Origin of the sequence: Sinomonas cyclohexanicum, assembly GCF_020886775.1 — a bacterium.
Taxonomy (GTDB): Bacteria; Actinomycetota; Actinomycetes; order Actinomycetales; family Micrococcaceae; genus Sinomonas; species Sinomonas cyclohexanicum.
Genome location: NZ_AP024525.1, coordinates 3,766,920 through 3,792,783, shown reverse-complemented (window position 1 = coordinate 3,792,783; position 25,864 = coordinate 3,766,920). Strand labels below are relative to the sequence as shown.

23 protein-coding genes and 1 tRNA gene are annotated in these 25,864 nt (G+C 71.6%); 9 read left to right on the top strand and 15 right to left on the bottom strand.

The genetic code is table 11. The features are described 5' to 3' along the window. On the bottom strand, positions 1-891 hold the full coding sequence (locus tag SCMU_RS17860; RefSeq protein ID WP_229230435.1) for an SDR family oxidoreductase: 891 nt from the start codon (positions 889-891) through the stop codon (positions 1-3). Further along, the gene (locus SCMU_RS17855) at positions 888-1,391 is read right to left on the bottom strand and encodes a nuclear transport factor 2 family protein (protein ID WP_229230434.1); all 504 of its coding nucleotides are present in this window, start codon (positions 1,389-1,391) and stop codon (positions 888-890) included. The genes SCMU_RS17860 and SCMU_RS17855 overlap by 4 nt, the downstream gene beginning before the upstream one ends. Positions 1,392-1,475: 84 nt before the next feature. On the opposite strand from SCMU_RS17855, the gene SCMU_RS17850 reads away from it, so the two are divergent. Then, complete coding sequence (locus tag SCMU_RS17850) at positions 1,476-2,141, top strand: TetR/AcrR family transcriptional regulator (RefSeq protein WP_229230433.1); 666 nt, start codon at positions 1,476-1,478, stop codon at positions 2,139-2,141. 40 nt (positions 2,142-2,181) lie between these two features. On the opposite strand, the gene SCMU_RS17845 is transcribed toward SCMU_RS17850, so the two are convergent. The 3 genes from SCMU_RS17845 to SCMU_RS17835 form a co-directional block, all read right to left on the bottom strand. Further along, positions 2,182-3,120 (bottom strand): AEC family transporter, encoded by a 939-nt coding sequence (locus SCMU_RS17845; RefSeq protein WP_229230432.1) that lies wholly within the window; start codon positions 3,118-3,120, stop codon positions 2,182-2,184. A gap of 125 nt (positions 3,121-3,245) precedes the next feature. Next, positions 3,246-3,671 (bottom strand): aspartate 1-decarboxylase, encoded by a 426-nt coding sequence (gene panD, locus SCMU_RS17840; protein WP_229230431.1) that lies wholly within the window; start codon positions 3,669-3,671, stop codon positions 3,246-3,248. A gap of 46 nt (positions 3,672-3,717) precedes the next feature. Next, positions 3,718-4,581 carry a LysR family transcriptional regulator gene (locus tag SCMU_RS17835; RefSeq protein WP_229230430.1) on the bottom strand — a complete coding sequence of 288 codons (864 nt, stop codon included), beginning with the start codon at positions 4,579-4,581 and terminating at the stop codon, positions 3,718-3,720. Between the two features lie 140 nt (positions 4,582-4,721). Between SCMU_RS17835 and SCMU_RS17830 the strand changes: the two genes are divergently transcribed. Then, positions 4,722-5,987, top strand: coding sequence for an MFS transporter (locus tag SCMU_RS17830; protein WP_229230429.1), 1,266 nt, complete (start codon positions 4,722-4,724; stop codon positions 5,985-5,987). 155 nt (positions 5,988-6,142) lie between these two features. Here SCMU_RS17830 and SCMU_RS17825 read toward each other — a convergent pair whose 3' ends face one another. Next, positions 6,143-7,528 carry an MFS transporter gene (locus SCMU_RS17825; RefSeq protein ID WP_229230428.1) on the bottom strand — a complete coding sequence of 462 codons (1,386 nt, stop codon included), beginning with the start codon at positions 7,526-7,528 and terminating at the stop codon, positions 6,143-6,145. Between the two features lie 376 nt (positions 7,529-7,904). Then, positions 7,905-7,975, bottom strand: a tRNA-Gly gene (locus SCMU_RS17820). A gap of 132 nt (positions 7,976-8,107) precedes the next feature. Between SCMU_RS17820 and SCMU_RS17815 the strand changes: the two genes are divergently transcribed. Together SCMU_RS17815 and SCMU_RS17810 are read left to right on the top strand one after the other, a co-directional pair. Further along, positions 8,108-8,704, top strand: coding sequence for a hypothetical protein (locus SCMU_RS17815; RefSeq protein WP_229230427.1), 597 nt, complete (start codon positions 8,108-8,110; stop codon positions 8,702-8,704). 19 nt (positions 8,705-8,723) lie between these two features. Further along, on the top strand, positions 8,724-9,155 hold the full coding sequence (locus SCMU_RS17810; RefSeq protein WP_229230426.1) for an SRPBCC family protein: 432 nt from the start codon (positions 8,724-8,726) through the stop codon (positions 9,153-9,155). 56 nt (positions 9,156-9,211) lie between these two features. On the opposite strand, the gene SCMU_RS17805 is transcribed toward SCMU_RS17810, so the two are convergent. Next, a complete protein-coding gene (locus tag SCMU_RS17805; RefSeq protein ID WP_229230425.1) occupies positions 9,212-10,891 on the bottom strand; it encodes a CAP domain-containing protein in 1,680 nt (559 codons plus the stop codon). Between the two features lie 116 nt (positions 10,892-11,007). Here SCMU_RS17805 and dcd point away from each other — a divergent pair, with 116 nt between their 5' ends. Next, entirely contained in the window at positions 11,008-11,583 is a 576-nt protein-coding gene (gene dcd / locus SCMU_RS17800) for a dCTP deaminase (RefSeq protein WP_229230424.1), read from the top strand. A gap of 59 nt (positions 11,584-11,642) precedes the next feature. Here dcd and SCMU_RS17795 read toward each other — a convergent pair whose 3' ends face one another. From SCMU_RS17795 to SCMU_RS17785, 3 genes are all read right to left on the bottom strand, one after another. Beyond that, entirely contained in the window at positions 11,643-12,611 is a 969-nt protein-coding gene (locus SCMU_RS17795) for a hypothetical protein (protein ID WP_229230423.1), read from the bottom strand. Between the two features lie 194 nt (positions 12,612-12,805). Further along, positions 12,806-13,510 (bottom strand): FadR/GntR family transcriptional regulator, encoded by a 705-nt coding sequence (locus SCMU_RS17790; protein ID WP_229230422.1) that lies wholly within the window; start codon positions 13,508-13,510, stop codon positions 12,806-12,808. A 103-nt stretch (positions 13,511-13,613) separates the two neighbouring features. Continuing rightward, entirely contained in the window at positions 13,614-15,296 is a 1,683-nt protein-coding gene (locus SCMU_RS17785; RefSeq protein WP_229230421.1) for an L-lactate permease, read from the bottom strand. Positions 15,297-15,464: 168 nt separating this feature from the next. Here SCMU_RS17785 and SCMU_RS17780 point away from each other — a divergent pair, with 168 nt between their 5' ends. From SCMU_RS17780 to SCMU_RS17765, 4 genes are all read left to right on the top strand, one after another. Further along, a complete protein-coding gene (locus SCMU_RS17780; protein ID WP_229230420.1) occupies positions 15,465-18,308 on the top strand; it encodes an FAD-binding and (Fe-S)-binding domain-containing protein in 2,844 nt (947 codons plus the stop codon). Positions 18,309-18,384: 76 nt separating this feature from the next. Then, entirely contained in the window at positions 18,385-19,314 is a 930-nt protein-coding gene (locus SCMU_RS17775; RefSeq protein ID WP_229230419.1) for a (Fe-S)-binding protein, read from the top strand. Next, positions 19,311-20,843 (top strand): lactate utilization protein B, encoded by a 1,533-nt coding sequence (locus SCMU_RS17770; RefSeq protein ID WP_229230418.1) that lies wholly within the window; start codon positions 19,311-19,313, stop codon positions 20,841-20,843. The genes SCMU_RS17775 and SCMU_RS17770 overlap by 4 nt, the downstream gene beginning before the upstream one ends. A gap of 116 nt (positions 20,844-20,959) precedes the next feature. Further along, on the top strand, positions 20,960-21,571 hold the full coding sequence (locus SCMU_RS17765; protein ID WP_443020346.1) for a LutC/YkgG family protein: 612 nt from the start codon (positions 20,960-20,962) through the stop codon (positions 21,569-21,571). A gap of 34 nt (positions 21,572-21,605) precedes the next feature. Here the strand turns inward: SCMU_RS17765 and SCMU_RS17760 are convergent, their stop codons facing one another. The 4 genes from SCMU_RS17760 to SCMU_RS17745 form a co-directional block, all read right to left on the bottom strand. Further along, positions 21,606-22,436 carry an ACT domain-containing protein gene (locus SCMU_RS17760; RefSeq protein WP_229230416.1) on the bottom strand — a complete coding sequence of 277 codons (831 nt, stop codon included), beginning with the start codon at positions 22,434-22,436 and terminating at the stop codon, positions 21,606-21,608. Between the two features lie 76 nt (positions 22,437-22,512). Beyond that, entirely contained in the window at positions 22,513-23,718 is a 1,206-nt protein-coding gene (locus SCMU_RS17755) for a cation:proton antiporter (RefSeq protein ID WP_229230415.1), read from the bottom strand. A gap of 6 nt (positions 23,719-23,724) precedes the next feature. Continuing rightward, positions 23,725-24,207, bottom strand: coding sequence for a cation:proton antiporter regulatory subunit (locus tag SCMU_RS17750; RefSeq protein WP_229230414.1), 483 nt, complete (start codon positions 24,205-24,207; stop codon positions 23,725-23,727). 270 nt (positions 24,208-24,477) lie between these two features. After that, on the bottom strand, positions 24,478-25,857 hold the full coding sequence (locus tag SCMU_RS17745) for an MFS transporter (RefSeq protein ID WP_229230413.1): 1,380 nt from the start codon (positions 25,855-25,857) through the stop codon (positions 24,478-24,480). Positions 25,858-25,864: the final 7 nt, after the last annotated feature.

Sequence of the window (25,864 nt, the reverse complement as noted above, 5' to 3'; positions counted from 1 at the left end):
TTAGCTTAGCGACGCGACCGCCTCCTGCAGCCCCGTGATCGGGATGTCGGGGAACTCCGTGCGCACAGGCAGCGGGTCGAACGACTCGGCGCCGGAATCCTCCCACACCCCCGCGCCGGCCACGCGGGCGAGGAACGGGGAGAACGGCCGCGCCGCGAGGGACATGACGCGCAGCACGCCGGTCGGGACTCGCCGCACCGACCCATGGCCGGCCTTCGCGATGAGCGTCTCGGCCATCTCGCGGGACGTCCACGTGCCCGAGCCCCACTCGATGGCGCGGTTGCGCAGCGCGGCGTCGGCCAGCGCGCGCACGACGACGGCCGCCGCGTCGCGCGCGGACGTGAACGTCACCGGGCTGGTCCCCGAGCCGAAGACGGGTACCTTGCCCTTCGCCTCGAGCCCGCCGCCCATGATGGCGAGGCGCTGCTCGAGGACCGCGCCCATCCGGATGATCGTCCAGGCCATGCCCGAGGCGCGAACGGCCTCCTCGGCCGAGTACTTGCACCGCAAGTACTCGATGGGCGCATCGGGCGCGGCGCCGTGCATCGACATCATGACGACGTGCTCGACGCTGGCCTCCGCGGCCGCGCGCACGATCCGGATGGCGCCGTCGCGGTCGACCGTGCGCGGATCGGCGCCCTTCGGAATGCCGAAGCCGGACGCGGCGAAGACAACCTGACGGCAGCCGGCAACCGCGCGGCGGCAGTCCGCGTCCGAGGCGAGGTCGCCGCGGAGGTACTCGACGCCGTCCTGCGTTGCGCCGTTGGCGCCATCCGGCGGGAACGGCTGGGAGGCTCCGCGCGCCATCACCCGCACCTGCTCGCCCGTGCGGACGAGCGCCGGGACGAGCTCGCGGCCGAGCCGCCCAGTGCCGCCGACGACGAGGATCATGGCCGTGCGCCCCCCGGTACGGCCGCTGGCGCGGCTGAGGGCTGCGGCTGGCCCGAGGCGCCGACGACCTCCGCCACATTGGCGTCCACGTCCCCGGTTTCCTGTTCCACGGGTTCGAGGTAGAAGCGGACGGCGGAGATGTCATCGACGTCGATGGTGAAGATCGAGACCCCGGCGAGGTGCACGGGCACGCCGTCGCGTCGGGTGCCGCGCTGGCCCCACTCGACCCAGACGCGGCCGTCGGGGGCCGTCGTCGCGCGGACCACGTACGGCTCGAGGTCGGGGATGCTGGCGAGGATGGCGCTCCAGTTCTTGCGGACCTGGTGCCGCCCCGTGAAGCCACGGTCGGGGTGGATGGGCGTCTCGTTGAGGTAGTCCTCGGCGAAGCACGCGACCATCGCGTCCAGATCGTGCCTGCTGATGGCCTCGAAGACCCGGCGGACCGGGCCGGCGGGCAGGGAGTCGAAGGTGCTCTTCGCGTCCGTGGTGTTCGCGTCCATCGTGCACTCCTGGGGAGACATCGAATACAGTCGAGATTAGATACAGTGAACTGTATTGAACTGTATGCAAGGAGTGTAGATCCGGTGCAGACGGCGGTCAATGGTCCCGACGAGGCCGCGCGCGCGTACGACGCGTCCCGGCGCCGCGAGCGCGCCGAGGCGTCCCGGCGGCAGGTCCTCGCGCGAGCGCGCGAGCTCCTCCTGGGGCAGGGCTTCGGCGCCACGACGATCGCGCAGATCGCGCGCGCGGCGGGCGTCTCCGCCGAGTCGGTCTACAAGAACTTCGGCGGCAAGGCCGGGCTCGTGCGGGCCATCTGGGACGAGAGCCTCCTCGGTTCCGGCCCCGTGCCGGCCGAGGACCGCTCGGACGCGGCCCAGGCGGAGGCCACCGATCCGCGGGCGCTCATGGAGCGGTTCGGACGGTTCGTCGCAGAGGTCAGCCCGATCGGCTCGCCGGTGCTGCTGCTCATCCGCGACGCCGCCGCGAGCGGGGACGCCGCGATGGCCCAGCTGCTGCACGAGATCGACGACGCGCGGTACGCTCGCATGCTGCACAACGCCCGGACGGTGCTGGCCCGCGGGATCCTGCGTCCGGGGCTGACGGAGGCTGAGGTGGCCGACGTGTTCTTCGCCGTGACCTCCGCAGAGCTGTACGAGACGCTCGTGCTCAAGCGCGGGTGGAGCCCCGAGCGGCTCGGGGCGTTCGCGGCCGGTGCGCTCGTGGGGAATCTGGTCGACGGTGGCCAGTGAACGCAGGGACATGACCCCTCAGCGTGGAGCGGGGAGCGTGTCAGGCGGCGAGGAGGGCCGCCATGATGGCCATCGCGGGGACGGCCACGACCGTGGTGATGAGCACGGTGTCCTTCGCAACGACGATCCCGCGCTGGTAGCGCTGGGCCGCGACGTAGACGTTCTGCGCGGTCGGGAGGGCCGTGGCAACGACGGCCGCGAACAGCGAGTGCCCGTCGAGCCCGAGGGCGAAGCGCCCCAACAGGAACGCGATGAGCGGGTGGACCACGATCTTGATGATGGTCGCGATGGCGGTGTCAACACGGCGTCCGTCCGCGGCCTTGAGGGGTCGCGAGCCGTGGAGCGAGATGCCGAACGCCATGAGCATCGCCGGGATGGCGGCGCCGCCGATGAGGTGGATGGGCTGCATGATGAGCTCGGGCGGCGTCCACGCCGTGGCCGCGAGCACAAGCCCGATGACAGAGCCGATGATGTTCGGGTTCGTCAGCACCGGGAGCACGAACTGCAGGATACGCGCGGCACCAGGCTTCGCGGTCGCCGTCGTGCCGTCCAGCAGGAGCAGGTACGCGGGTGTGAAGAGCGCGAGCTGGAAGATGAGCAGCGGGGCAACGTAGCTCGCGTCGCCGAGGACGAACACCGAGATGGGGATGCCGAGGTTCCCCGAGTTCGCCACCGCCGAGCTCATGGACGAGATGAGCGTCTCCGGGAGGTCCCGGCCCCGCCACCAGCGGAACACCGCGAACGAGAGGAGGCCGACCGCCGTCGAGCTCACGGCGATCACGAGCAGGTGCGAGGAGAAGACCGCGGGGAGGTTCGCCTTGCTGAGGGTCTCGAGCAGGAGCGCCGGGCTCGCGACGAAGAAGGAGAGGCGGCTCAGGACGCCCTGCGCGCCCTCGCCCAAGAGCCGGAGCCGCGCCATGAGCCAGCCGACGCCGATGATCACCCACACGACCGCGAACCCCGAGAGCACCCCTAGCATGCGGAAGCCCCGGGGCGGGGAGTGGGGAAGCGGTTTCCAGCGGGCACGCGTCCCAGCCTAGCGCGGCCAAGAAGTGCGACGAGGCGCTCCGTCATCTGGCCCGAGCGCGTTGGCTGGGTTGGTTCCTAGTTCAGGTGGGCCTGAATCGCGAACGGTGGGCGGAGCATGCCAGTCCCGTGGCCCTCGGCCGGGTCGGTGCCCAGCTGGACGATGCGGTTGTCGGCGTCCACGTGGACCACGGTGGGCACGAACTCGCGTGCCTCCTGGTCCGTCATGGAGGCGTAGGTGATGAGGATGACGAGATCGCCCTCGTGGATCAGGTGCGCGGCGGCGCCGTTGATGCCGATGACGCCCGAGCCGCGCTCGCCCGCGATCGTGTACGTCTCGAGGCGCGCGCCGTTGGTGATGTCGACGATGGACACGAGCTCGCCCGGCAGGATGTCCGCCGCCTCGAGGAGGTCAAGGTCGATCGTCACCGAGCCGACGTAGTGCAGGTCAGCGTGGGTGACCGTGGCGCGGTGGATCTTGGACTTGAACATTGTGCGGTTCATCGCAGGCAATTCTACTCCAGCGGGCTCGGGGAGTCCGTGGCGTGCCTCACGCGCGGGGGAGCGGCCGGCCCAGGATCGCCTCGGTCAGGGCGTCCACGGCCGCGGAGTTCGCGAGCGGGTTGCGGATGAGCGTGAAGTCCACGTCCCCCACGGGCGGCAGGTCGAAGCGGCGCGTGATCACGGTGAGATCCTCGGGGACGAGGGATGTGGGCATGACGCCGATGCCCAGGCCAGCGCGGATTGCCGCGAGGACGCCCGCGATCTGCTTCGTGCTGCACGTGACCTTCCACGTGCGCCCGCTCGCCTCGAGCGCCTGGATCGCGAGGCTCCGGGACAGGCTCGGCGCGGGGTACACGACGAGGGGCACCGGGCCGGCCGGGTCGAGGGCCGTCTGTTCGACCCCGACCCACGAGAACGAGTCGTGCCGCACCACCGTGCCGTCCTGCGCGCCGGCGACCCACTTGATGAAGACGAGGTCCAGCTGGCCGGCCTTGAGGCGGCGGTACAGGCTGTCGCTCTGGCTCACGGTCAGCTCGAGGTTCAGCTGGGGGTACGCGCGGCGGAACTCCCGCAGGATCCTGGGCAGGCCCGTGATCGCGAGGTCGTCCGCCGTGCCGAAGCGCAGGCGGCCCCGCATGGCCTCGCCGCTGAAGTAGCGCGCCGCGTCCTCGTGCGCCGCGAGGATCGAGCGCGCGAACCCGGCCATCGCGTCCCCGTTGTCGGTCAGCCGGACGCCGTGGGTGTCGCGCACCAGGAGGAGCCGGCCGGCCGACTTCTCGAGCTTGGCCACATGCTGGCTCACCGTGGGCTGGGCCAGGCCGAGTCTCTCGGCCGCGACCGTGAAGGAGAGGTTCTCCGCCACGGCGAGGAAGCTGCGCAGATGGGACGGGTCGAAGAGGGGGCCGGGCATCTGCCCATCCTCGTCCCACTGCATTGCCGAACGCAATAGCAGTTAGAGCACGAATAGGCTTCTGTAATCGATGGCGCCCGGCCTAGCGTGGAATCACGTCGATCGACACTGCATCTCCCGAACGAGACCAGGACTCTTACGTGACCACGCCCAGCTCAGCCCTGCCCGCAACCGGACCCATCGCCCTCGTCCCCCAGCGCCTTCCGTGGCGCCACACCTTCATCTCCCTCACCGTCCCCAACTTCAGGATGTTCACGGCGGCACACTTCGTCGCCGTGGTCGCGCTGTGGATGCAGCGCATCGCCCAGGACTGGCTCGTGCTCGAACTCTCCGGCTCCGTGACGGCCGTGGGCGTCACCGTGGCGCTGCAGTTCGCCCCGGTGCTCGTGCTCGGGCCGTGGGGCGGGCTCCTCGCGGACCGCTTCTCCAAGCGGCGCCTCCTCCAGATCTGCGCGGCCGCGGCCGGCGCCTGCGCCGCCGTCCTCGGCACCCTCGCGCTCACGGGAGCGCTCGCGGTGTGGCACGTCTACACGATCGCTGCGGTCCTCGGCCTCGTGACAGTGCTCGACCAGCCCGCCCGGCAGGTGTTCGTCAACGAGCTCGTGGGCCCGGGGTTCCTGCGCAACGCGATCAGCCTGAACTCGACGGTGTTCCAGCTCGGCGCGCTCATCGGGCCGGCCGTGGCCGGCTGGCTCCTGACCGCGGTGGGCGGCGGATGGGCGTTCGTCGTCAACGCGTTCGCCTGCACCACGACAGCCGTGATGCTCTCGCTCCTGCGCAAGGACCAGCTCGAGATCGCCCCGCCCACGCCCGCCTCGCGCGGCATGCTCCGCGAGGCCGTGAAGTATGCGTGGAGCAAGCCGACTATCCGCTGGCCCTGGGTCATGGCCGGCGTCGTCGCCCTGTTCGCGATGAGCCTGCCGGTGCTGCTCGCCGCCTACGCCGACACGGTGTTCTCGGTCGGCGCCGCCGGGTACGGGCTGCTCAACACCATGGTGGCCGTCGGCGCGGTCACCGGCGCCATCGCCTCGGCCCGGCGGCTCCGCCTCCGGCTGCGCACCGTGGTGATCGGCGCCGGGCTCTACGGGACGATGCTCGCGGTTGCCGCGTTCGCCCCGTCCATGCCGGTGTTCTGTGCGCTCGTGGCCGTCTCGGGGTTCTGCGCCCTCACGTTCCTCACCTCGGCCAACCAGCTCGTCCAGACCAGCGCCAACGTCGGCATCCGTGGGCGGGTCATGAGCCTGTACACGATGGTGCTGATCGGCGGGCAGGCCCTCGGCGGGCCGATGCTCGGTTGGCTCGCCGAGCACGTCGGGGCGCACTGGGCCATGCTCATCTCGGGTGCCGTGCCCGCCCTTGCCGCGGCCTCCCTCGCCCTGAGGCTCCGGAAGGCCTCGGCGGGCTGACACGCGAGAGGCGAGGGGGCGCCGTCGTGCGTCAGAAGCACGACGGCGCCCACTCGCCTCGGGCGGGTGCACTCCCGCGAAATGTTGGGTTGAGCAGGGCCGAGGGCCTTCACAGCCTGCTCAACCCAACATTTCGCGCCCGGGGCCGGCGCGGGTCAGCGCGCGGTGCCCGCCGGGGCCGCGGGGGAGCCGTTCGTCGATGCGGGGGCACCGGCCAGCCCGAGGTCCAGCTTCGAAGTCTCGCGGGTGCCCCACGTTGCGAGCGCGGAGACGACCGCGAGGCCGCACGTCAGGCCGCCGACCAGCAGCGGGACGTTCGCCGAGCCGGGAGGGGCCACGACCGTGAAGATGGTCGGGAGGAAGGCCGTGATGAGCAGGCCGATGTTCTGCGAGATCGCAAATCCCGTGACCCGGGTGCGGGTCGGGAAGAGCTCCTGGAAGAACGCCGCGAACGTCGCGTTCCACATCTGGTAGAAGACGCCCCACATGAGGATCGCGAGGATCACGGTGAGGGGGACGTTCTTGGCGCTGATCGCGAACAGGTACGCGAACGAGAGGACGCCCGCGCCGAGCGAGCCGACGATCATGAGGGGGCGGCGGCCGATCCGGTCCGACAGTCGGCCGAAGAACGGGATGAGCACGACCGCGACGACGTTCGCCACGAGCGGCATCCACAGGTAGGTGGCCGGGCTCATGCCGATCCCGTAGGCCGGCTGCGTCGCGTACGCCGCACCGAACACCGCCGCGGTGACGCCGATGACGTTGGCCATGCCCATGAGGATCGCCTTCACGAGCGTCCAGCCGCTCTCGCGGACCACCTGCACGATCGGGGCCTTCGGGACCTCGTGCTGGGCCGACTCGGCGAGGAACGCCGGAGTCTCGGACACCCGGCGCCGGATGATGTAGCCGGCCGCGATCACCACGGCGCTCAGGAGGAACGGCACGCGCCAGCCCCACGCGTGGAACTCCGCCGCGGGGAGGAGGGCCGAGAGTGGGATGAAGCTCGCCGCGGCGAGGATGCTGCCCGCCTGCGTGCCCTGGAGGCTGAAGCTCGTGTAGAAGCCCCGGCGGTCCGCGGGCGCGTGCTCGGCGATGAGGGCGCTCGCGCCGCTCAGCTCACCCGCGACCGCGAAGCCCTGGATGAGTCGGAGCACCACGAGCAGGATCGGGGCGAGGAGACCGACCTGGTCATAGGTCGGGAGGAGGCCGACGGCGAACGTCGAGAAGCCCATGAGCAGCAGGGCGAACACGAGGACGTTCTTGCGCCCGTGCCGGTCGCCGAAGTGGCCCAGGACGAACGCGCCGATCGGACGGGCGACGTAGCCCACCGCGTACGTCGCGAGCGATGCGACGAGGGCGACCGCCGCGTTGCCGCTCGGGAAGAAGACCGTGGGGAACACGAGGGCCGCGGCCTGTGCGTAGATGGTGAAGTCGTAGTACTCGAGCGTGCTGCCGATCCAGCCGCTCAGGGCCGCCCGCCGCGGCGAGGTGCCCTCGGCGATCGGTGCCGGGCGCCGACCATGCGCTGCGTTCTGCTGCATGAAACCCTCCTGGGTCATCGTGACTGTCGAGCTCGTCCGGTGACCTGCACGGGGTGTTCCGGAGATCGTGGGATAGCGCTTTCCAGTAGGCCACGATGTGAGCTGCCTGTCAATCCCCAGTGATCTGGGGCACGGCCTGGGGGCGGCGTTCTCGGCGCTCGACGCTCGGCGCTCGGCGCTTGGGCTCGGCGCGCGGTGCCCGGCCCTCGGGAAATGTTGGGTTCTGCAGGGTCGAAGGCGGCCGGACCCTGCTCAACTCAACATTTCGCGGCGGGGCGGGGCGGGGTGGGCGTCGCGGCGGGGCGGTGGGGCGCCCCCCCGCTGCCGCGCGGGGACGGCGAAGGCCCCCGGTCGCGGGACCGGGGGCCTTCATCTGAGCGGCCGACGGGAATCGAACCCGCGTATCTGGCTTGGGAAGCGAGCGCTCTGCCATTGAGCTACGGCCGCATGCCCCGAAGGACTTCACCCAGCCTACAGCATCCGCGAGGGTGGGGCGGCACGCTCCCGGGGGACAGGATCAACCGAACGGACGAGCCCCGGGGGCGGCCGTTCCCAGCGGCCGGCGCTAGCGTTGATCCCATGCCTGAACTGCGGATCCTCGGCGTCGACATCGACAGGACCTTCGGCGGCCGCCACGGACACTTCCTCGTGGACCGGCACGAGCTCGAGCACCCCAAGACCCAGCGCGCGTTCAAGTGGGTGTACTGGATCTTCCTCGCGGAGACGGTGGTCGGGGCCGCGGCGGTGGTGATCGCCGTTGTGCTCCAGATCCGGGGTGTCGAGGTGGGCTTCGCGGTGTGGTTCCGCGGCATCGTGGTGCTCCTCATGACGCTCACGCTGTTCTTCTTCGCCTGGCGTGCGAAGAAGGGCTACTACTGGGGCTACCAGCGGCTGCGGCTGTTCAGCCAGATCTTCCCCGTGGTCACCCTCGTCGTCGCGACGATCCCCGGGCTGTACCCCTACTGGATGGTGGTCGAGCAGATCGTCTTCGCGGTGCTCATGATCGGGGTCGCGGACGTCCTCACCAACGACCACATGCGCGTGGCCTTCATGTCCCCCAAGCGGCGGGCCGAGATGCGCGACGAGCTCAACCGCCAGGCGGGCGGGGGCCCCGCCGGGGGCCCGGGCAGGGCCTCCTCGGGCATCTGGGACGCCTCCCAGCAGAATCCCAGCTGACGCCCCTACGGTGACGGCCATGGCAGCGGCTGAATACTCGGTCTTGGTGAAGCGGACGCCCGAGGATGTCTACGCCTTCCTCGCCGAGGGGCTCAACAATCCCGCGTGGCGCACGGGCGTCCGGTCCATCTCCCTGGCCTCCGGGCCCGCGGGCAAGGAGGGCGCCGTCTATGCCCAGCGCATCGCCGGACCCGGCGGCCGCGAGATCGCCGGCGACTACGAGATCACCGAGGCGCGCCCCGGCGAGGTCATCCGGTTCCAGGTCATCGCCGGGCCGGCGCGGCCCCACGGCGTCTTCCTCCTCACCCCGGAGCCCGGCGGGACGAAGGTCTCGTTCGGACTCGTGTTCGAGCCCACCGGCCTCATGAAGCTCATGGGCGGCATGGTCCAGAAGACCATGGACCATGAGGTCGCGCAGCTCGAGAACCTCAAGACCGTCCTCGAGCGGTAGCCCGCAAGGGCGGGAGCCGAGGCCGCCGCTCCGGGCCGGAGGGCGGCCGACGCCGGCTACTGCGCGAGCACGTACCCGCCCCAGCCGCCGCCGATCACCCGTGCGGCTCCGAACGCGCCATTCGCCACGGGCCAGTACAGGAGCGTCCCATCCGGGCGTGTCGAGGCGACGCCCACGGTGTCGAGCCCGTCGAGCCCGCGCAGCACGCGGATCGGGCCCATCGACCCCCATCCGGTCCCGATCACGGCGCGCGCCTCATCCACGAGGCCCTGCTGCCCGAGTGAGCGGTGCAGCAGCAGCGCGCCGTCCGAGCGCCGCGCCACGAGGTCCTCGAAGCCGTCGCCGCTGAAGTCGACCATGCTCTCCTGTCCCGCGGGCATCGCGGTGGCGAGCCGGCCACGCTGCACGAGGTCGCCCAGGCCCTGATTCGGGTACAGCCAGAGGTTCCCTGCGCCGTCGGCCGCGAGGATCTGCGGCAGGCGGTTCGCCGCACACCACAGGCCGATGCTCAGAGTCATGCCCTCCCAGCCGGACTGCCCGAGGGTCAACGGGGCGCTGAAGCCGCCCGCCGCGAGGCCCCGCGCGAGGGTGAGGCGGCCGTCCTTCCACTGGGTGAGCAGGTCGACGTAGCCGTCCCGGTCCCAGTCGACGGTGTTGACCGTCAGGGCGTCGGTGTAGCCGGAGCCGATGTTCTTCGCGGCCCCGAACCCCCCGCCCCGCGCGGGGTAGGACCACAGGGTTCCGGAGGAGTCCGTGGCCACGATGTCCGCGGTGCTCGTGATCGAGGCCGCGGACATGTCCTGCGTGGTCGGCATGAACTTGCCGGGCGGCGTGCACAGCGCCGTGTCCGGCTGGGCGACCGCGACGCCGCCGGCCGAGGGCGCGGGAGCCGGGGCCGGGGCGGGGGACGGGCTCGGCGACGTGGACGCGCCGCCGGGCGCCGCCGTCGTGCCTGAGGGCAGCGTCTTGTACCCGAAGAAGTCGACGACCCCCCACATCGTGTACCGGTTCGGCGTGGTCTGGTAGTTGCCGTTGGTGAACGTGATGCCGATCCCGACCACGCTCATGCGCGCGTCCAGGAGGATCGCGTTGTGCGACGGCGAGGACTTCCACCACTCCACGAGCTGCGCCGCGTCCCGGTCCCAGCGGACGGCGATGACCTCGCCGGCGCCGTTGTCCGGGTTGAGGGCGCGCGGGTCGGTCCAGAAGTTCGCCCGGTGCTCGATGACCTCGCGGCTCGCGATGCTGTCGCTCCACTCCTGCGCGAGATCCTGGACGCTCGTGTGGTACCGGACGGGGTTCAGGCCGTTCTGGGCGCGGTACGCGTTGATCGCGTTGAAGACGGCGAGGACCTGGGCGGAGTTGTCGTCGCGGACCAGGTTGTCGGTGTTGCCCATGGGCGCGGCCAGGGGCGTCACCGAGGTCGCGGCCTGGTCGATGGTGTCTGGGCCGCGCGCCGCGTCGACCGACTTCACCGGCGGGGCGGGGAGGGGCTGGGTGGGTCGGGTGGGCGCGGGTGCCGGCCTGGCGGCCGCGGGCTGGGCGTCCGGGGCGGCGAGGCGCACGTCGAGTGTCGGGCCGGTGGCGGTCCCGGCGGGCGGTGCCGGGGCGGCGCTCGGCGAGGGGGCGGCGTCGTGCGCGGCGCCCACCGCGGACGACGGCGGCGGCGCGGCTGGGGCGGCAGCGGCCAGTGCCGCGGTGGCCGCCACGGCGACGGTCAGCAGGAATCGGCGCATGCCTGGGAACCTCCCTCGTCACACCAGTCTCGGGGGTCACCCTAAGCCCACGCGTCGCAGGGCGGCAATGGTCCGGGCGCCCGCCGCGCTGGCCGGCCTGCGGTACTTTTGGAGGCGTGCTCCTTTCAGACCGCGACATCCGTGCCGAAATCGCCGCAGAGCGCATCCAGCTCGGCCCGTACGATCCGGACATGGTTCAGCCCTCGAGCGTGGACGTGCGGATCGACCGATACTTCCGGCTCTTCGACAACCACAAGTACGCCCACATCGACCCGGCCGAGGAACAGCCCGAGCTCACGCGCCTGGTGGAGGTGGACCCCGACGATTCGTTCATCCTGCACCCGGGTGAGTTCGTGCTCGGCTCCACGTTCGAGACCGTCACACTGCCCGAGGACATCGCCGCGCGGCTCGAGGGGAAGTCCTCGCTCGGCCGGCTCGGGCTGCTCACACACTCGACCGCCGGGTTCATCGACCCCGGGTTCTCGGGGCACGTCACGCTCGAACTCTCCAATGTCGCGACCCTGCCGATCAAGCTGTGGCCCGGGATGAAGATCGGACAGCTGTGCTTCTTCCGGCTCTCCTCCGCCGCCGAGCACCCCTACGGTTCCGGTCAGTACGGCAACCGGTACCAGAACCAGCGCGGCCCGACCGCCTCGCGGAGCCACCTCAACTTCCACCGGACGCGGGTCTGACCGCACCTTCCTCACGCGAAATGTTGAGTTGAGCAGGGTTCGCGGCACTCCGACCCTGCTCAGGCCAACATTTCGCGGAGGGGCGCACGTCCCGACCGGACCTGTTCGAGACGGCGCAGGCGAGCGCCGACCACAGCCGCGACGCCGTCCCACCCGCGCCGCCGGACGTCCGCGGCGGAGACGATGAGCTGGTCCCACTCGAGGTCGGCCACGGCACGGTTGCGCCAGTTGTCGCTGGCCTGCTGTTCGGCGTCCCGGTGGTGCTCGCCGTCGTACTGGATGGCGAACCGGAGGTCCACGTAGGCCTGGTCAGGCCACGCGATCGCCCTCCCGAAGGGGTCCCGGATCACGTGGTTCAACGTTGGCTCGGGAAGGCCGGCCTCGGCCTCCGCGAGGCGCAGGAGCGTCTCGGGGACCGAGTCCGCCCCGACCCGCACGAGCCCGAGCGCTCGGCGCGCGGCCGGCAGGCCGCGGACGCGCCGCTGCGCCTCGAGGTAGCCGCGGAGGAGGTCGATCTCGACGAGCGCGGTCCGCGGCACGGGAAAGTCCTCGGGATGGGCACATACGAGGTAGTCCCCGATTGCCACGACATGCTCGAGGGGGAGGATTCCCGCGAGGTCGAGCCAAGTGCGCTCGCGCGAGGTGACCAGCACGCCGTCGAGCATCACCATGTCTCGGTCCGCGAGGCCCATCCGGTGACAGACCACGCCCGGCCGCGTGCTCCCGGGGGTGCTGAGGGGTCGCGTCACGTGGATCGTCGGATCCCGCTCCCACCCGAGGGGAAGGGGGAAGCCCCACACCTTGGCGGCGGTGATGAAGCTCGCGACGGCGTCGGGCATGAGCGTCAGGAGGGGGCGGACCACCTCCGCGGGACTCAGCTGGACGCCCCACGGAACGCGGACGCCGCGAGTGGGCGTCACGAGGTCCGAGGCTGCGAGGCGGCCACGGCTGACGCCGTGCCTCCTTGCCTCGCCGATCGAGAACGACCGTGACGAGAGCCCGGGCGGGAGCTGACTGCGGCTGGTCATGGACCCATCGTCCGTGACGATTCGCGCAGATTCGGCGGAATCGGCACTTATCCACAGGCCCGATCTCGGGGCGCGCGCCCAAATGTTGGGATGAGCAGGGTGTCGGCGCCTTGCACCCTGCTCAAGTCAACATTTCGCGGGGGGTGGCGGGGCGAGGGCCGGGCGAGGGGTGGCGAGGCGAGGTGGGGCCGCGGTCAGAGGCTCTGCGCGTAGAACCACTCAATGTGCTCGCGCACGAGCCGTGCGGCGAGTTCGCCGTCGCGGGCCTCGACCGCGTCGAAGATCCCGTGGTGGTGCCCCCGCAGCACGGACACCGCCTTGTCCCACCCGCCGCGGCGCGCCACGGCGTCGTCGATGTACCCGCGGATGGCCTCCCGCATGGACTCCATCATGGTGCTCACCACGATGTTGCCCGCGAGGGCGCTGAGGGCCACGTGGAACTGCGCGTCGAGGAGGGTGAAGATCTGGGAGGGCAGCGCGTCGTCGTCCATTGCGGTCAGCAGGCGGCGGGCGTCGTCGAGCTGCTCGGGGGTCCAGGCTGCAGTGGCCGCGTGCTCGAGCGACCAGGTCTCCATCATGATGCGCGCCTCGACCACGTCCTTGACCGGCAGGTGGTGGCTCGCCACGTGCATCCGCAGTGCGACGCCCAGCGCCGCGGACGGGTCCGAGACGACGATGGTCCCCGAGTTCGGCCCCGACCCGGTCGCCGCGCGCACCACGCCCATGACCTCGAGCGCGCGGATCGCGTCCCGCACGGACGCCCGTGAGATCCCGAACTGCTCGGCGAGGGCGCGCTCGCCGGGAAGCCTGTCGCCGAGCTTGAGTGCCCCGGAGCGCAGGCTGTCCTCGATGTGGCGGAGCACCACGTCGTGCGCGCGGGCGGTGGCGGAGTCAGGCATGGACCCATCTTGCCGCATGCCGCCGCGGCCATGGCGCACGACGGCGCCCCCCGCCTCGGGCGGGCGGGGCGCCTGGGCGGGGGCCGCCGTCGTGCGCTGCATGCTAGGGCAGCATCCAGCCCAGGACAGGCGTGGACTGCAGGAACACGAGGCAGCACAGGGCCGTGAGGAGGCCGACGCTCCACCACAGGACCTTGCGCAGGATGACCGACTCCTGGCCGTCCATGCCCACGCTCGTCGCGGCGATCGCGAGGTTCTGCGGGCTGATGAGCTTGCCCACCACGCCGCCGGAGGTGTTCGCGGCGACCAACAGGGACGGGTCGATGCCGGCGGCGTGGCCCGCCGTGGCCTGGAGCTTGGCGAAGAGGGCGTTGGCGGACGTGTCCGAGCCCGTCACGGCGGTGCCGATCCAGCCCAGGATGGGGGAGAGGAATGCGAACGCGGCGCCGGTTCCGGCCAGCCACGTGCCGATCGCGACGGTCTGCCCGGAGAGGTTCATGACGTACGCGACCGCGAGCACGAGCAGGATCGTGAGGGCCGCGAAGCGCATCTTGACGAACGTCCGCCAAAGCTCCGCGACCGCATCCGCGACCGTGAGGCGGAACTGCCCGCCGCCGTCGAACGTCGCGTACACCACGGCGATGATGAGCCCCGAGAGGAGCAGGAGCGTGCCGGGGCCGGAGAGCCACTGGAACGTGTAGACGGTCGAGGAGAGCGGCTTGCCGTCGGCGCCGAGGAGGGCGTCGTGGAGGATGGGCCAGTTGACCTTGACGTCCGTCGCGGCGAGGGCCGCGGGCACGTCGACGCCGAGGCGCCACAGCTTGGACACCGCGAACACCACGATGACGAGCAGGTACGGGAACAGGGCGAGCCACACGCGGGCGCCCGTGAGCTCCTTCGCGGCGGCGCCCGGCCCGACGGCGGCCGGCGCCGGGGCGCCGAGCCGCTCGCGGGCGCCCTCGGCGCCGCGCGGCGTCCACACCCGCAGGAACAGGATCGCCGCACCGAGGCCCACGAGGGACGCGACCACGTCCGTGAGCTCGTAGGAGAAGTAGTTGGAGCACAGGAACTGGGCTGCGCCGAACGCCACGCCGGTCACGAGCGCCGGGAGCCACGCGTCCCGGAGGCCGCGCCAGCCGTCCACGATGAGCAGCAGCATGAGCGGGACCACGAACGCCAGGAGCGGGGTCTGCCGGCCGACGATCGCGCCGATGTGGTCGGCCGGGATGCCGGTGAGCGCGCCCGCGGTGGTGATCGGGATGGCGATGGCGCCGAACGCGACGGGCGCGGTGTTGGCGACGAGCACCGTCGCGGCGGCGCGGAGCGGCTTCAGTCCGATGGCCATGAGCATCGTCGCCGTGATGGCCACGGGCGCGCCGAAGCCGGCCAGAGCCTCCATGAGTCCGCCGAAGCAGAACGCGATGAGGATGGCCTGGATGCGCAGGTCGCCGCCGCCCAGCCGGTCGAAGATGCGCCGCAGGTCCTCGAACCTGCCCGAGAGGACGGTGACCTGGTACAGCCACACGGCCGTCAGGACGATCCAGAACACCGGGAACGCACCGAACACGGCGCCCTGGGAGGCGGCGAGGCCCGCGAGGGCCGGAGGCATGTGGTACGCCGCGACGGCGACCACGAGTGCCGCGAGCAGGGCGAACGCCCCAGCCACGTGGGCCTTGGTGCGCACCACGGCGAGCAGTACGAAGAAGGTCACGAGCGGGATGAGGCCGATCAGCGCGGACACGGCAACGCTGCCGGCCACCGGATCGGTCACGGGAGTGAAGGTCATGCTGGCTCCTGCTGGAGAGGGTTTCGGGGAGCGGCCTCGCCGCGATGTGGCTGGCGACGTGGTCCGACCATTGTGGTCTGACCATGTAACCTAGCACACACCGTCGGGGTTGTGACAAGGGGCACAGGTGTGTTCCTATGGTCTGACCACACTGTCGGAAGGAACCCCATGACGCTGCGCACGACGCCGGGCACGCGCCTCGCGGACGAGCTCGCCGAGGTGCTCGGCCAGGACTCCGTGACGACGCGGCCCCTCGACCTGCACGCAAAGGCCCACGACGCATCGCACTACCTGCTCGTTCCGAGCGTCGTCGCATCCCCGCGGACGGACGACGACGTGGCCCGCCTCCTCGCCGCGTGCGCCCGCCACGAGACCCCCGTGACGTTCCGCTCGGGCGGCACGAGCCTCTCCGGGCAGGCCATCACGGCCGGCGTCCTCGCGGACACGCGCCGGAACTTCGGCCGCATCGACGTGCTCGACGGCGGGGCCCGCGTCCGCGTCCAGCCCGGCGCGACCGTCCGCTCCGTCAACGCCCGGCTCGCCCGCCACCGCCGCGCGCTCGGCCCCGACCCGGCGAGCGAGATCGCGTGCACGATCGGCGGCGTCGTGGCGAACAATTCCTCGGGCATGCACTGCGGCACCGAGGCGAACACGTACCGGACGCTGACGTCCCTGCGGTTCGTGCTCCCCTCGGGGACGGTGATCGACTCCGGCGACCCCGCGGCGTCGTCCGAGTTCGCGGCCCGCGAGCCCGCGCTCCACGAGGGGCTCGCCCGGCTCCGGCGCCGGGTCCTCGACTCGGCGGACTCCGTGGCGCGGATCCGCCACCAGTTCTCGATGAAGAACACCATGGGCTACGGCCTCAACGCGTTCCTTGACTTCGAGGACCCACTCGACATCTTCGTGCACCTCATCGTCGGCTCGGAGGGGACGCTCGCGTTCGTGGCCGAGGCAGAGTTCGCGACGGTCGAGGTCAAGCCGCACGTCGCCGCGGGCCTGCTCGTGTTCCCGGGCGTGAGCGCCGCGGCCGCCGCGATCCCCGAGCTCGTCGCCGCGGGCGCCGACACGGCGGAGCTCATGGACGCCGTCTCGCTTCGCGTCTCCGCGCGCCTGCCGGACTGCCCCGAGGGGATCCGCGCCCTGGACCTCCCGGACCCTGCCGCCCTCCTCGTCGAGTTCACCGCGGGGAGCCCCGAGGAGCTCGCGGACCGGACGGCGTCCGCGGGCCGGCTGTTCGCGGGCCTCGGGCTCGCCCGGCCCGTCGCCATGACGCGTGACGCGCGCGAGCGCGCCGCCCTGTGGAAGGTCCGCAAGGGCCTCTACTCGACAGTCGCGAGCGCGCGGCCGTCCGGCACGAGCCAGCTCCTCGAGGACATCGCCGTGCCCGTCCCGGCACTCGCGGGCACGTGCCACGACCTTGCCGGGCTCCTCGCCGACCACGGCTACCGGGACCCCGTGATCTTCGGCCACGCCAAGGACGGCAACCTGCACTTCATGCTCAACGAGGACTTCTCCACCGGGGACACGCGCCGGTACGAGGACTTCACCGAGGACCTCGTGGACCTCGTCCTCGGCGCGGGCGGGACGCTCAAGGCGGAGCACGGCACCGGCCGGATCATGGCCCCCTATGTGCGCCGCCAGTATGGCGACGAGCTGTACGAGGTCATGCAGGAGGTCAAGCGCCTCGCAGACCCCCACGGCATCCTCAACCCCGGCGCCGTCCTCTCCGACGACCCGCGCTCCTACCTCGCCGACCTCAAGGTCGCGCCCACGGTCGAGGACGAGGTGGACCGCTGCGTCGAGTGCGGCTACTGCGAGCCCGTGTGCCCGTCCCGCTCGCTCACCCTCACCCCGCGCCAGCGCATCACGCTGCGCCGCGACGCCGAGCGGGCCCGCGCCGACGGTGACGAGGAACTCGCCCAGGCCATCATGGACGGCTACGACTACTCCGGCGTGTCCACGTGTGCCGTCGACGGCATGTGCGGCACCGCATGCCCTGTCGGCATCAACACCGGCGACCTCGTCCGCCGGCTCCGCGCCGAGGGGGCCGGGCGCGTCGAGTCCGCGGCCTGGAACGCCGCGGCGCACGGGTGGGGAGCGGCGTCGCGCGTCGGCGGGGCGGCGCTGAGTGTCGCCGCCGCGCTGCCGTCCGCGCCCCTCGAGGGCGCGACGCGCCTCGCGCGGGCGCTCTTCGGGGAGGGCCTCCCCGCGTACGACGGCGCCCTCCCGGGCGGCGGCACGAAGCGTCCCCGACGGCGGGACGAGGCCGCGGAGGCCGTGCTGTTCGCGGCGTGCATTGGCACGATGTTCGGGCCGGAGGACGGCGGGCATCCGGGCGGCGCATCCGGCGCGTTCCTCGATGTGTGCGACCGCGCCGGCGTCCGCCTCCGCACGCCCGAGGGCCTCGGCTCGATGTGCTGCGGCACGCCGTGGAAGTCGAAGGGCATGACGGCGGGCTGGGAGCACATGCGCTCGGTCGTGGTCCCCGTGCTCGTCGAGGCGACCGACGGCGGGCGGCTCCCGATCGTGGTCGACGCTTCCTCGTGCGCCGAGGGGCTCGCGGTCATGCTCCGCTCGGCGGCGGAGACGACTCCTGGCGCCCAGAGGCTCCGCGTCGTGGACGCGATCGAGTTCGCCGCGGGCCTCCTGCCCCGGCTCGGGGTGCACCGCCGCTTCCCGTCCATGGCCCTGCACCCGACGTGCTCGAGCCAGATCGCAGGGACCACCGCGCAGCTTGCCGCCATTGCCGGGCGGATCGCGGACGAGGTCTTCACGCCCGTCGACGCCGGCTGCTGCGGCTTCGCCGGCGACCGCGGCCTCCTGCACCCCGAGCTCACCGCCTCCGCCACGGCACCCGAGTCGGCCGGGATCGAGGAGGCGGAGCGCGCCCGCGGTGGACGCTTCGCCGAGTACGCCTCGAGCAACCGGACATGCGAGATCGGACTCACGCGTGCCACCGGGCGTCCGTACCGGCACATCCTCGAGCTGCTCGCCGAGGCGACGCGGCCGTGACCTGCCGCACATCCCCATGTTATGGTCAGACCACATGGTCCGCGGGGCGCACGCGTCCGGGCCGAGAGAGGACACCATGAGAATCGCGCTCTTCGCGACCTGCATCGTCGACGCGATGTACCCCCGCGTCGCGCAGGCCACGGTCGAGATCCTGGAGCGGCTCGGCCACGAGGTCGTGTTCCCGTCCGGCCAGGCCTGCTGCGGCCAGATGCACGTCAACTCGGGCTACATGCCCGAGGCGCTGCCCGTCGTCGCGAACCACGTCCGCGCGTTCGAGGGCGGCTTCGACGCGGGAGAGTACGAGGTTGCCGTCGCGCCGTCCGGATCGTGCGTCGCCTCGGTGAAGCACCAGCACGCAATGGTGGCCGACTGGGCGATGGAACATGGGACGAAGGGCGCGGATCCCACTCTCGCCGCCCGTGCCGACGCCGTCGGCGCCCGCACGTACGAGCTCGCCCAGCTCCTCACGGACGTCCTCGGCGTCACGGACGCGGCCGGGCAGCTCGGCTCGTACCTCCCGGGCACCATCACGTACCACCCGTCCTGCCACGGCATGCGCCTGCTCCACCTCGGCGACCGGCAGCGCTCGCTGCTTGCCTCGGTCGAGGGGCTGAGCGTCGTCGACCTTCCCGAGGCCGACCAGTGCTGCGGCTTCGGCGGCACGTTCTCGATCAAGAACGCGGACGTCTCCTCCGCGATGCTCGCGGACAAGGTCGCGAACATCTGCGGCACCGGTGCCGGGGCGTGCGCGGGCGGCGATGCGAGCTGCCTCATGCACATCGGCGGCGGCCTCTCCCGCGAGAAGCGCACGACGCCGGCCGGTCGCCCAGTGCGCACCGTCCACCTCGCGGAGGTGCTCGCCTCCACGCGCGATGATCCGCTCAGGTGGGACGGCGAGCTCGCCCTGGCCGGCACGGCCGCGCGAGGCGCGCAATCGGCGCCCGGGGGAGCGGCGCCGTCGTCCGGCCCGTCCGTCTCGGCGCGCACGAGTGGAGGCGCGCGATGACCGCTATCAGCCTCGGTATGCCCGGGCTTCCGCCACGCGGCTTCGGCAACATCTCAGAGACCGAGCCGTTTCCGAGCTACGCCCGCCGCGAGCTCGGCAACACGCAGATGCGCGCCAACCTGCGCCATGCGACCCACACGATTCGCGACAAGCGGCTCAAGGTCGTCTCGGAGCTGCCAGACTGGGAGGCGCTGCGTGACGCGGGGTCGGCGATCAAGTCCGAGGCCATGGCCCGCCTGCCGGAGCTGCTGGCACAGTTCGAGGAGCAGTTCACCGCGCGCGGCGGCACGGTCCACTGGGCCCGCGACGCCGCGGACGCGAACCGCATCGTCGAGGAGCTGGTGCGGGCCGCAGGTCCGCGTGAGAACAGCGAGGCCACCGAGGTGGTCAAGGTCAAATCCATGGCCACGCAGGAGATCGGGCTCAACGAGTACCTCGAGGAGCGCGGGATCGCGGCCTACGAGACGGACTTGGCGGAGCTCATCGTCCAGCTCGGGCACGACAAGCCGAGTCATATCCTCGTCCCCGCGATCCACAAGAACCGGACCGAGATCCGCGACATCTTCCTGCGCGAGATGCCCGGCGTAGACCCGGACCTGACGGACGAGCCGCGCCGCCTCGCGATGGCCGCCCGCGCGCACCTGCGAGCCAAGTTCCTGTCCGCAAAGGTCGCGATCTCGGGAGCCAACTTCGGCATCGCCGAGACCGGGACCCTCGGAGTGGTCGAGTCCGAGGGCAACGGGCGCATGTGCGTGACGCTGCCCGAAACCCTCATCACCGTCATGGGCATCGAGAAGGTCCTGCCGCGGGCCGAGGACCTGGGCGTGTTCATGCAGCTGCTCCCGCGGTCCTCGACGGGCGAGCGCATGAACCCCTACACGTCCCTGTGGACCGGTGCGACACCGGGCGACGGGCCCTCGGACGTGCACGTCATCCTCCTCGACAACGGGCGGACCAGGGCCCTCGCGGACCGGCACGGGCGCTCGGCGCTGCATTGCATCCGCTGCTCGGCGTGCATGAACGTGTGCCCCGTGTACGAGCGGGCCGGCGGGCACGCCTACGGATCCACGTATCCGGGCCCGATCGGGGCGATCCTCTCGCCGCTGCTCACAGGAATCGAGGCCGAGGAGAACAAGTCGCTCCCGTACGCGTCCTCGCTGTGCGGCGCGTGCTTCGACGCGTGTCCGGTGAAGATCAACATCCCGGAGATCCTCGTGCACCTGCGCGGCGAGGACGTCGAGGCGCGCCGCTCGCGGCCCGGTGCACGGCGGCTGCCGTCGCAGTTCGACCTCGCCATGGCGGGAGCGTCCTGGGCGATGTCCGACGGCGCGCGCATGGGCCTGCTCGAACGCGGGCTCCCGCTCGGGAAGGCCGCGGCCGGGCGCGACGGGGTCATCTCGAAGCTGCCGGGGATCGGCGCCGGCTGGACCCAGAGCCGGGACATCCCGGCCCCGCCCGCGGAGTCGTTCCGGGCACAGTGGGCCAAGCGCGAGAAGGCCGAGCAGCACACAGACGAGGAGCAGCAGTGAGCGCCCGCGAAGACATCCTGGCAAGGATCCACGCAGCCCTGGGCTCCACCCCTCCCACCGCCGAGGTGGGGGCCCTGACCGCCGAGGTGGGGGCCCTGACCGCCGAGGTGGGGGCCGTGACCGCCGAGGTGGGGGCCGTGACCGCCGAGGTGGGGGCCCTGACCGCCGAGGTGGGGGCCTCGCCCTCCTACCGCACGACGTCAGGACTCACCCAGAGCGAGCTCGTTGACCAACTCGTGGACCGCCTCGAGGACTACAAGGCCCGTGTCGAGGTCGTGGACCCGGACGCCCTCGCGGAAGCCATCCGCACCCGGCTCGAGGGCAAGACGTTCGTGGTCCCCGCCGGCCTCCCGTCTGGCTGGCTCCACCCGAGCCTCGCCGAGCGCCAGGCGACCGATTCGCGCGAGGCGCCGCTCGACGTCGTGCGCCTGGACGCGATCGAGGCCGTGGTGACCAGTTCCGCGGTGAGCATCGCGGAGACAGGGACGATCGTGCTGGACGGCTCCGCGGACCAGGGGCGGCGCGCGATCTCGCTCGTGCCGGATCATCATGTGTGCGTGGTGCCTGTCGAGACGATCGTGGGGATCGTGCCGGAGGGCTTCGCACGGCTCGACATCACCCGGCCGCTCACCCTGATCTCGGGTCCGAGCGCGACGAGCGATATCGAGCTGGAGCGCGTCGAGGGCGTCCACGGGCCGCGGACGCTGGATGTGCTGATCGTCCGCTGACCCGATCTCGGCGTCACACGACCCGATCTCGGCGTCAGGGGTTGCGCTGCCGCTCGACGACCTCGGCCAGCTCCGCGAGCCTCGCCGCGCGCGCCTCCTCGGCGGGCGTGAACGGCACCCCGGGACGGATGAGCACGAGCGGCGCATCCCACGGGGTCGGCACCTTGAGCACGGTCCGCTCCGCGTGCCACGCGTCGGGCACCACCCGGTCCGCAGGGACCCGCTGCGCCGCGAGCAGCTCCGCGGCCGCGTAGGGCAGCTCGGCGGGGGTCTCCGCGACCCTCGCCGCGAGGGAGAGTGCCCGGGTCGGTGCGTCGGCGAGGGCAAGCGGCGTGGTGGGCCAGACGCGGGGGCCGGCCCCGCCGCCGTCGGCAATCGCGTCGAGCAGGTCCGCCTCGGTGAGCCCGCCCGGGGCCGAGAGGACGAGCTCGTCCACCACGCCGCTGCGCACCGGCTGGGCTTGGATGGCGAGGATGTTCACGTCGAGCCGCGCGAGCGCGTGGGTGAGGTGCTCGAGCGCGCCGGGCGTATCCGTGAGCGTGGCCCGAGCCCGCCACAGAGAGGGCGCCACGTCGAGCTGGCGGCGCCTCCGCAGGGCCGGAGCGTGCAGCCAGGACCGGAACAGCCGGCGCGCGCCCGGCTCCGCGACCCAGATCACGAGCGCGGTGGCGGTGACCGCGAGCAGCAGGACCTTCAGCACGAGTGGCCAGCCCGTGCCCACCACGAGGGCGTGCACCGCGAGCTCGATCGGGAGCATCGCGGCGACGTTGGCGAGCGTGAGCCTGAGCTTGGGCGGTTCGGGGTAGCGGCCGCACACATCGCAGGCCAGCTCGGATGGCGGGGGAGTGTGGGTGAAGATGCTCATGCGTCCATCCAAGCGGGCCGCTGTTTCGCCCGCGTTGCGGCGCCGTTTAAGCTCGACGCCGCGTGGCCGGCACGCTTCAGGACGGCGCCTCGGCGGCGGCCTCCCGCTTCCGGCGCGAGCCGCGCGGCTTCCGGATCGCCTTGACCACCGGCTCGACGAAGCGTGCCGCGAGCGGCCCCATGATCGCCATGAGGAGCACGTAGGCGGTGGCGAGCGCGGCGAGTTCTCCGTTGACGGCGCCCGAGGTGACTGCGAGTCCCGCGATCACGATCGAGAATTCGCCGCGGGCGATCAGCGACGCGCCCGCTCGGGCCCGGCCGGGCACCGCGACGCCGGCTCTGGCCGCGGCCCACCAGCCCGTCGCGACCTTCGTGGCGGCCGTGATGACCGCCAGGGCGAGGGCCCAGCCGAGTACGGGCGGGATCGTGGCGGGGTCCGTGTTGAGGCCGAACGCGACGAAGAAGAGCGCCGCGAACAGGTCGCGCAGCGGCTCGAGGAGGCGCGAGGCGAGGTGCGCGGTGGTTCCGGAGATCGCAATGCCGAGCATGAACGCGCCCACGGCCGCAGAGACCTGCATCGCCGAGGCGAGGCCCGCGACGAGCAGCGCGAGTCCCAGCACGTTCAGGAGGAACACCTCCGAGTTCTCGCTGTGCACGGCCTTCGAGACGTGGTGCCCGTGCTTGAGCGCCACCATGAGGACCACCGTCACCACCACGAGCGAGATCCCGACAGTCTGGAGCCCGCCCAGGAAGCTCACTCCGGCGAGGGTGGCCGTGAGGATCGGGAGATAGATCGCCATCGCGAGGTCCTCGAACACGAGGATCGCGAGGATGGTGGGGGTCTCGCGGTTGCCGAGCCGGCCCAGATCGGTGATGACCTTGGCGACGATTCCCGACGACGATATATACGTCACGCCTCCCATGACCAGCGCCGCAACGCCGTCCCACCCGAGGAGGAGAGTGACGACCGCGCCCGGGACGAAGTTCAGCACAAGGTCCATGACGCCGGCCTGCCAGGACTTCTTGAGGCCGGTGAACAGCTCCTGCGCCGTGTATTCCAGCCCGAGCATGAGGAGGAGGAGGATGACCCCGATCTCCCCCGCGAGGTGGGAGAAGTCCCGCACGCCGCCCAGATCGATGAAGCCCCCCGCGCCGAAGACGAGTCCGCCGATGAGGTAGAGCGGGATCGGTGACATGCCGATCCGCCCTGCCAGGCGCGCGAGGAGGCCGAGGGCGAAGAGGACCGCCCCCAGTTCGATCAGGGCGAGTGCGAGTGGGTCCATCGCGGCTCAGCCGTTGCGGAGGATCTGCGCGGCCTGGTCGAGGCCTTCCTGGGTGCCGACCGCGACGATGAGGTCTCCGGAGCGGAGCACGACGTCGGGGGCCGGCGAGGCGAGGACCTCGCCCTCTCGCATGATCGCCACGATCGACACGCTCGTGCGGGTGCGGATCTGCGCCTTCCCCATGGGCTGGTCGCGGTATGGGGAGTCCGCGGCGACGACGAACTGGCGCGTCGAGATCCCGGGGACGTCGCGGTGCTCCTCGGTGAGCTGCATGACGATCGCGCGGCCCCCGAGGAGGTTCCCCAACGTGGTGGCCTCCTCGCGGGAGAGCGGGATGCTCGCCTGGCACGTGTCCGGATCGTCCCACGCGGAGATGATGAGCTCGGTCTCGCCGTCACGGTGCGTGACGACCCCGAGCCTGCGGCCCGACTGGGTCATGAAGTCCTTGCGGACGCCGAACCCGGGCAGGTCCGTCTCGTCAACGTTCATGGGTCAACTCTAGTTCTGCGGTGCGCGTTCTGCGGTGCGCGTTCTGCGGTGTGCGTTCTGCGGTGGGCCGGCGCACGACGGCGAGTGGCCGCCGTCGTGCGCCGCCCACCTGCGTCTAGGAGTCACCTCCTGGAGGGCACCTTCTGGACGTCAGATCCTGAAGGTCAGCTCCCGTGGGTATCGCAGTCGTGACCCACTGGAGGTGACTTCCGGGAGGTGCCCTCCAGAAGCTGACCCTGAGGAGCTGACTCCCAGACTGGGGTGTGTGGCTCAGGCCTGCGGGACCACGGCGGTCTTGACGCGGGCCGGGGGCCTGACGGGCAGCAGGACAAGCAGGCCGGCGAGCAGCACCACCATGATCCCCAGGATTCCCCAGCGCTGCGCCTGCCCTGCCGCAACAAGGGGCGTCGCGAGGGTGATGCACAGGCTGAACAGGCTCGGGGCAAGGAAGCTCACCGCCCGCCCGGTCGTGGCGTAGAGGCCGAACAGCTCACCGGCCTCGCCGTCGGGAGCGAGGCGGGCGAGGTACGCGCGGGCCGCGGACTGCGCCGGCCCTACGAAGAGGCACAGGAACAGTCCGAACACCCAGAACGTGAGCGTGCCGCTCCACGTGAACCCGCCCAGCTGGTGCGCCTCGTTGCCGAGGACCAGGATCGAGGTCCCCGCGACCAGCAGCCCGACGAGCGAGCCCATGATCACCCGCTTGGGCCCCACCCTGTCGTCGAGGAACCCGCCGGCGATCGCCCCGAGTGCGGCGACGATGTTGCCGAAGATCGCGAAGAAGATGACCTGGGAGAGCGTGAAGCCGAACGTCCCGGCGGCGATGACACCGCCGAACGTAAACACGGCGGCGAGTCCGTCGCGGAAGATCGCGGACGCGAGCAGGAAGTAGATGGTGTGCGGGCTCGTCTTCCAGATCGCGCGGATGCGGCGGAACAGGAGCCCGTAGGAGGCGATGATCCCGATGCGTGCGGTGCGGCGGCGCGGCACCTCGGGCACGGCGAACATGACCGGCAGCGAGAACGCGACGATCCACAGCATCGAGAAGACGGCCACGAGCCGGATGTTCAGGGACTCCTCGGTCGAGGAGCCGAACCAGTGGAACGCGGGCTGCACGAACAGGGCGAGCACGAGCAGCAGCGCCACGATCCCGCCGAAGTACCCGGCGGACCAGCCCAGCCCCGAGATCCGCCCGATCGTGCGGGGCGTCGCGATCTGCTCGAGCATCGCGTTGTAGTTCACCCCAGCGAGCTCGCTGAACACGTGCCCGGCGGCGATGAGGGAGGCGCCGTAGAGGAGGAACTCGGGTCGCGGGTACGCGAAGAAGCACAGTCCCGTGAGGAGCGCGACGACGCCGGTGTGGATCCCGAGCCAGAGCTTGCGCCGTCCGCCGGCGTCGGAGCGCTGGCCGGACACGGGCGCGAGCAGTGCGATCCCGAGCCCGGCGGCCCCGAGGCACGCCCCGAGCACGGCGGAGGCGTGGTCCTCCCCGCCGAACGCCTTGGACGTGAGGTAGACGGTGAAGACGAACGTGGTCATCACCGCGTTGAAGGCCGCGGACCCCCAGTCCCACGAGGCCCACGCGAGCACCTGCCCGCGCCGAACAGGGGAGCTGTGCCGTTCTAGTTCGGAGACGCCGGACGCCTGCATGCAACGA